Below are 5228 nucleotides of genomic sequence, written 5' to 3' on the forward strand. Positions count from 1 at the left end.
TCACTCAAGCGCGCCGAGCGGATCGCGCAGCAACTGCTGTCCCAGGCGGGCCCCCTGAAGACCGCCCGCGGCCGCACGTTCTACGCGGTCGGCGGCACCTGGCGTGCGCTCGCCCGGATCCACATCATCCAGAGCGGCCATTCGCTCAAAGTGATGCACGGCTACTCGATCTCAGCAGCCGAAGCCTTGCGGTTCGCGCAGCGGCTGCGGGTGCTGGCGGCTGCTAATCAGCTCGCCGATATCGAAGTCGTCGCGGATGCGCGGCGGCCGCTGCTCGCCTATGCGGCGGTCGTGCTTGAATACGTCATCCGCATTGCCAAGCCGAAGACGATCGTGTTCTCGACCTACGGCGTGCGCGAAGGACTATTGTACGAGCAGCTGCCGCCGGAAGAGCGCGCCAAGGACGGACTGCTGTGCGCGGCGCAGAATCTGAACCTGCTGCTGTCGCGGTCGGCGCGTCACGCCGAGGAGCTGATCGAGTGGACCGATCGGCTGTTCCGCGTCGCCAAGGTCAAGGAAACCGATGAGGATCGCCGGCTCCGCCGCGCGGCCTGCCTGATGTCCGACGTCGGCTGGCGCGTGCATCCTGATCATCGCGGCGAGCAGACGCTGTCGCTGATCGCCAACGCCAATTTCGGCGACGTCACCCATCGCGACCGCGCGTTCATGGGGCTGTCGGTGTACTACCGCTACGCCGGCTTCAGCGAACAGAACGAGCCGCCGATGTCGGCGCGCGAGTTGGTGACCGAAGCGCTCGACGAACGCGCCCGGCTACTCGGCGCGGCGTTTCGTGTGGCGCATCTGATCAGCGCGGCGCGGCCCGGCGTACTGCCTGCGACGCATTTCCGCACCGAGGGCCGCAAGCTGATGTTGGTGTTCGAGCACAGCCTGGTCGATCTCGTCGCCGACCGCGTCGGCAGCCGGTTCAAGCAGCTCGCCAAGATGGTCGGGCGCTCAGGGACGATCGTGCTGCGCTGAAGTCTGCGCAGCTCTTAGTTGCTCAAACTAGGATGTGGTTGACCGGCGTCGGCAACGGCGGCAGATCGGTTTCGCCGAGCGCCTCGCGTAGATTGATTTCGATGGTGTCGGCCAGCGCTGCGATCGGCAGATCATTCGGGAGCTGACCGAACGGCTCTTCCAGCTCGGAGCCGAGCGCGTCGAGGCCGAAAAAGGTGTAGGCCGCCAGCGCCGTGGCGAACGGCGTTAGCCAGCCGAGCGTGTTGGCGAAGCCGAACGGCAGCAGGAGGCAGAACACGTAAGCGGTTCGGTGCAGCAGCAGCGAATAGCCGAACGGCACCGGCGTCGAACGGATGCGTTCGCACGCGGCCTGCACCATCGCCATCTGGCCGATGGTGCGATCGATGATCTGGAACGGGATGTCGCGTAGTTCGCCGTTACGATGCAGCGCCGCGAGTTCGGCCTGCATGGCTGAGAGGATGACTTCGGGCGCGTTGCAGCTGGCTTCATAGCGCGCGCGGGTTTCGGTGGTGAGATGGCGCGTCACCTTGGTGGTGTCGCTTCCTGGGCGAAGATGCAGCACCAGCGCTTGGGCGAACGCCATCGCCAGCCTCAGCAGCGTCCGCCGGCTGCGCTCCGGCTCTTCGCCGGAGCAGGGCAGGATCTGCGTCTGCCGCGCCAGATTGCGGCTGAGACAAATCAGCTCGCCCCAATGCCGGCGAGCTTCCCACCAGCGGTCGTAACAGGCGTTGTTGCGGAAGCCCATGAAGATCGACAGCGCGATGCCCAGCACCGTGAACGGCGCGCTGTTGAAATCAGAGACGAGGCCCGGATAGGCGTGATGCGCCCACACCACCGCCACCGACAAGGCAGCGATCAGCAGCGCCTGCGGAAAGATCCGCTGCACCACCGAGCCTTGAACCAGAAAGAATAGCTGAAGCAGATTAGGTTGCGGTCGAACGATCATTGTTCGGCGCTTGAGCTCCGAGTGGCGGCGCTGCGGTCGACCTGAATCACCTTGCCGCGTTCGATCGCAAGCGACAGCCGGCCGTGCTTCAGGGCGAGAGCCGCCTCGCCGAACAACTCGCGGCGCCAGCCGCGTAGCGCGCCGACATCGGCATTGTCATCGGCTGCGATCTGTTCGAGGTCGTCGACAGTGGCGATGACTTTGGCGGCGACCGCGTGGCGCTCCGAGGTCATCCGCAGCAGGACCTTGAGCAGCTCGACGATCGCGGTGCCGTTGGAGTTGTTCCGCGGCTTGTCAATCTTCGGCAGCGAAGCCATATCGCGCGCGAGCCCGCGCTGCACCGCTGCGACGATCTCGGTGCCCCATTTCGACCGATCGAACCCCTTCGGCAGCGAGCGCAGGTTGGCGAGCTTTTCCAAAGAGGTCGGCGCGTGGGTGGCGATGTCGCCGAGCGCATCGTCCTTGAGCACGCGCGAGCGCGGCACGTCGCGGCTCTGCGCTTCCTGCTCGCGCCAGGCGGCGATCTCCATCAGCACCGCGAGCTCTTTGGGCTTGCGCACGCGGGTTTTCAGCCGTTCCCAGGCGCGCTCGGGGTGAACGTCATACGTATTCGGCGAGGTCAGGACTTCCATTTCCTCGCTCACCCAATCGCTGCGGCCGCGCTTCTTCAGGTCGGCATCGAGCGCGGCGAACACGTCGCGTAGATGGGTGACGTCGGAGACCGCGTAGTGCACCTGCTCCTGGGTGAGAGGGCGGCGCGACCAGTCGGTGAACCGATGAGTCTTGTCGGGACGGTGGCCGGTGATGCGCTCGACCAGCTGGTCGTAGGCGATGCTGTCGCCATAGCCGAGGACCATCGCGGCGACCTGGGTGTCGAAGATCGGGTGGGGCACGATCCCGGCGCGGTGCCAGACGATTTCAATGTCCTGGCGGGCGGCGTGGAAGACCTTCAGCACCTGCTCGTTCGCCATCAGGTCGAAGAACGGCTTCAGGTCGATGCCTTCGGCGAGCGCGTCGATCACCAGCGCTTCGTCGGCGCTCGCCATCTGCACCACGCAGAGCAGCGGATAGAACGTCGTCTCGCGCAGAAACTCGGTGTCGACCGTAATGACGGGATGGCGGGCGAGACGGGCGCAGGCGTCGGCAAGCTGCTCGGAAGTTGAAATCAGGTCCATTAAACTCTGTCGCGTTCGGGGGACGGTTCGGGCGACAATCGGCCGCGCCGGCTGCCCAAAGCCGTCGAATCCGGTCCACTAGACACGCTCGCCCGGCGGCGATCAAGTTCCGCAGAAGGTTTCCAGCACCCGTTCATGGGGCTGCGGCGGCTCCGCATAGCGGGCGAATTCCGCCTTTTCCTCGAAGGGGTTGGCGAGCACCGTCAGGATCTCTTCGAACGGAGTGAAATCGTTTCGGTCGACGGCGGCCCGGATTACCGCTTCGATCCGGTGGTTACGCGGGATATAGGCCGGGTTGACCCGCCGCATTGCGGCTTGGCGGGTCGCGGCATCCTGCGGCTCGGCTGCGATCCGGGCGCGCCACCGCGGGGCCCACTCGTCGAACGCCGCCGGATCGGTGAACAGGGCCCGAACCTCACTAAGATCCGACGGATCGCCGGCGGCATCGCTCAGCCGGCGGAAGGCGAGCGTGAAGTCGGCTCCGCCCTTGGCCAGGGCAGCCAGGAATTCCTGTGACAGCTGCTGGTCGTCCGGCTGACTGGTGGACAGGCCGAGCTTGGCCGCCAGCTTGGCGAGATAGGCGGCGTTGAACCGCTCGGCAAAGCCGCCGAGCGCGGTCTGGGCGATTTCGATGCCCTTGTCGTCGTCATCCGCCAGTAGCCGCACCAGGCATTCGGCCAGCCGGGTCAGGTTCCACAGCGCGATCGGGGGCTGGTTGCCGTAGGCATAGCGGCCGAACTGGTCGATCGAGGAATAGACGGTCTTCGGATCGAACGTGTCCATGAAGGCGCAGGGGCCGTAGTCGATGGTTTCGCCGGCAACCGAGCAGTTGTCGGTGTTCATCACCCCGTGGATGAAGCCGATCATCATCCAGCTCGCCACCAGGTCCGCCTGCCGGCCGATCACGCCTTCGAGCAGGGCCAGATAAGGCGAGGGCGCCTGCGCCGCCTCCGGGTAATGCCGGGCGATGGCATGGTCGGCGAGCGCCCGGACGCTGTCGAGATCGCCCCGGGCGGCAAAATACTGGAACGTGCCGACCCGGATATGGCTGGAGGCGACCCGCGTCAGTACCGCGCCGGGCTGGATCGGATCGCGCAGCACCGTTTCACCGGTCAGAACCGCGGCGAGCGAGCGCGTGGTGGGGATGCCGAGTGATGCCATCGCCTCGCTGACGATGTATTCGCGCAGCACGGGACCGAGCGCCGCGCGGCCATCGCCCATCCGGGAAAACGGCGTGCGACCGGCGCCTTTGAGCTGAATGTCGCGGCGGACTCCGTTCCGGTCGACCACCTCGCCGAGCAGGATCGCCCGGCCGTCGCCGAGCTGCGGCACGAAGTTGCCGAACTGGTGGCCGGCATAGGCCATTGCGATCGAGGCTGCGGTCTCCGGCATTTGGTTACCGGAGAGGATCGCGGCGCCTTCGGGCGTCTCGAGCAGGTCCGGATCGAGCCCGAGCTGGACCGCAAGCGGGCGGTTCAGCTTGATCAACCGAGGGGCGGCGACCGGCGTCGGCGCAACCCGCGCGAAGAAGTTCGGCGGGAGCGCCACGTAGCTGTTGTCGAACGGAAAATGCGCTGTCATCGATCACCAGTTAAGAACGCTTCGCCGTTTCGACAATCCGCCGGAAACCGGCCGGTTTCAACAGCTTCCGCGGAAAAGCTGCAATCCGGAGGTGGGTAGGCGAAAGGTTGTAAAGGGGACTTGCGGCCTGCTTTGAACGCGGTGGTCCCCCGTTCCGCATTTGGTTGCCGCGGTGGGTTCGCTCGGGTAAACCCTGACGCTCTCCGCAACGGCTTGCGGACACGCGATTCTGCCTAAAGACGGCTTTCCCGGGATTTCCATGCACCGTTATCGAACCCATACCTGCGGCGCGCTCCGCGACAGCCATATCGACCAGACCGTTCGCCTGTCCGGCTGGTGCCATCGCATTCGCGACCATGGCGGCGTGCTGTTCATCGATTTGCGCGACCATTACGGCATTACCCAATGCGTTGCCGATCCGGATTCCCCGGCGTTCAAGGATGCCGAAAAGCTCCGCGCCGAATGGGTGGTGCGGATGGACGGGCGTGTCCGCCGCCGCCCCGAGGGCCCCGAGAAACCCGACCTGGCCACCGGGCGGGGCCGAGGGG

5 protein-coding genes are annotated in these 5228 nt (G+C 65.9%); 2 read left to right on the plus strand and 3 right to left on the minus strand.

Going from position 1 to position 5228, the window contains the following annotated elements:
* On the plus strand, positions 1-978 hold a 978-nt coding region (locus DYI24_RS20535; protein WP_502706359.1), incomplete at its 5' end, for a Ppx/GppA phosphatase family protein.
* A 22-nt stretch (positions 979-1000) separates the two neighbouring features.
* Here the strand turns inward: DYI24_RS20535 and DYI24_RS20540 are convergent.
* The 3 genes from DYI24_RS20540 to DYI24_RS20550 form a co-directional block, all read right to left on the minus strand.
* Positions 1001-1924, minus strand: a complete 924-nt coding sequence (locus DYI24_RS20540; RefSeq protein WP_164573630.1) for a bestrophin family protein — start codon at positions 1922-1924, stop codon at positions 1001-1003.
* Positions 1921-3099 carry a ribonuclease D gene (rnd, locus tag DYI24_RS20545; protein WP_107344920.1) on the minus strand — a complete coding sequence of 393 codons (1179 nt, stop codon included), beginning with the start codon at positions 3097-3099 and terminating at the stop codon, positions 1921-1923. The genes DYI24_RS20540 and rnd overlap by 4 nt, the downstream gene beginning before the upstream one ends.
* Positions 3100-3201: 102 nt before the next feature.
* Positions 3202-4680: a protein adenylyltransferase SelO gene (locus tag DYI24_RS20550; protein ID WP_164573631.1), complete on the minus strand. Its 1479-nt coding sequence runs from the start codon at positions 4678-4680 to the stop codon at positions 3202-3204.
* A gap of 259 nt (positions 4681-4939) precedes the next feature.
* Here DYI24_RS20550 and DYI24_RS20555 point away from each other — a divergent pair.
* Positions 4940-5228, plus strand: a 289-nt coding sequence (locus tag DYI24_RS20555; protein ID WP_246701323.1) for an OB-fold nucleic acid binding domain-containing protein, incomplete at its 3' end; no start/stop codon positions are given.

Source organism: Rhodopseudomonas sp. BR0C11 (assembly GCF_010820945.1).
In the GTDB taxonomy this organism is placed as follows: domain Bacteria; phylum Pseudomonadota; class Alphaproteobacteria; order Rhizobiales; family Xanthobacteraceae; genus Rhodopseudomonas; species Rhodopseudomonas palustris_H.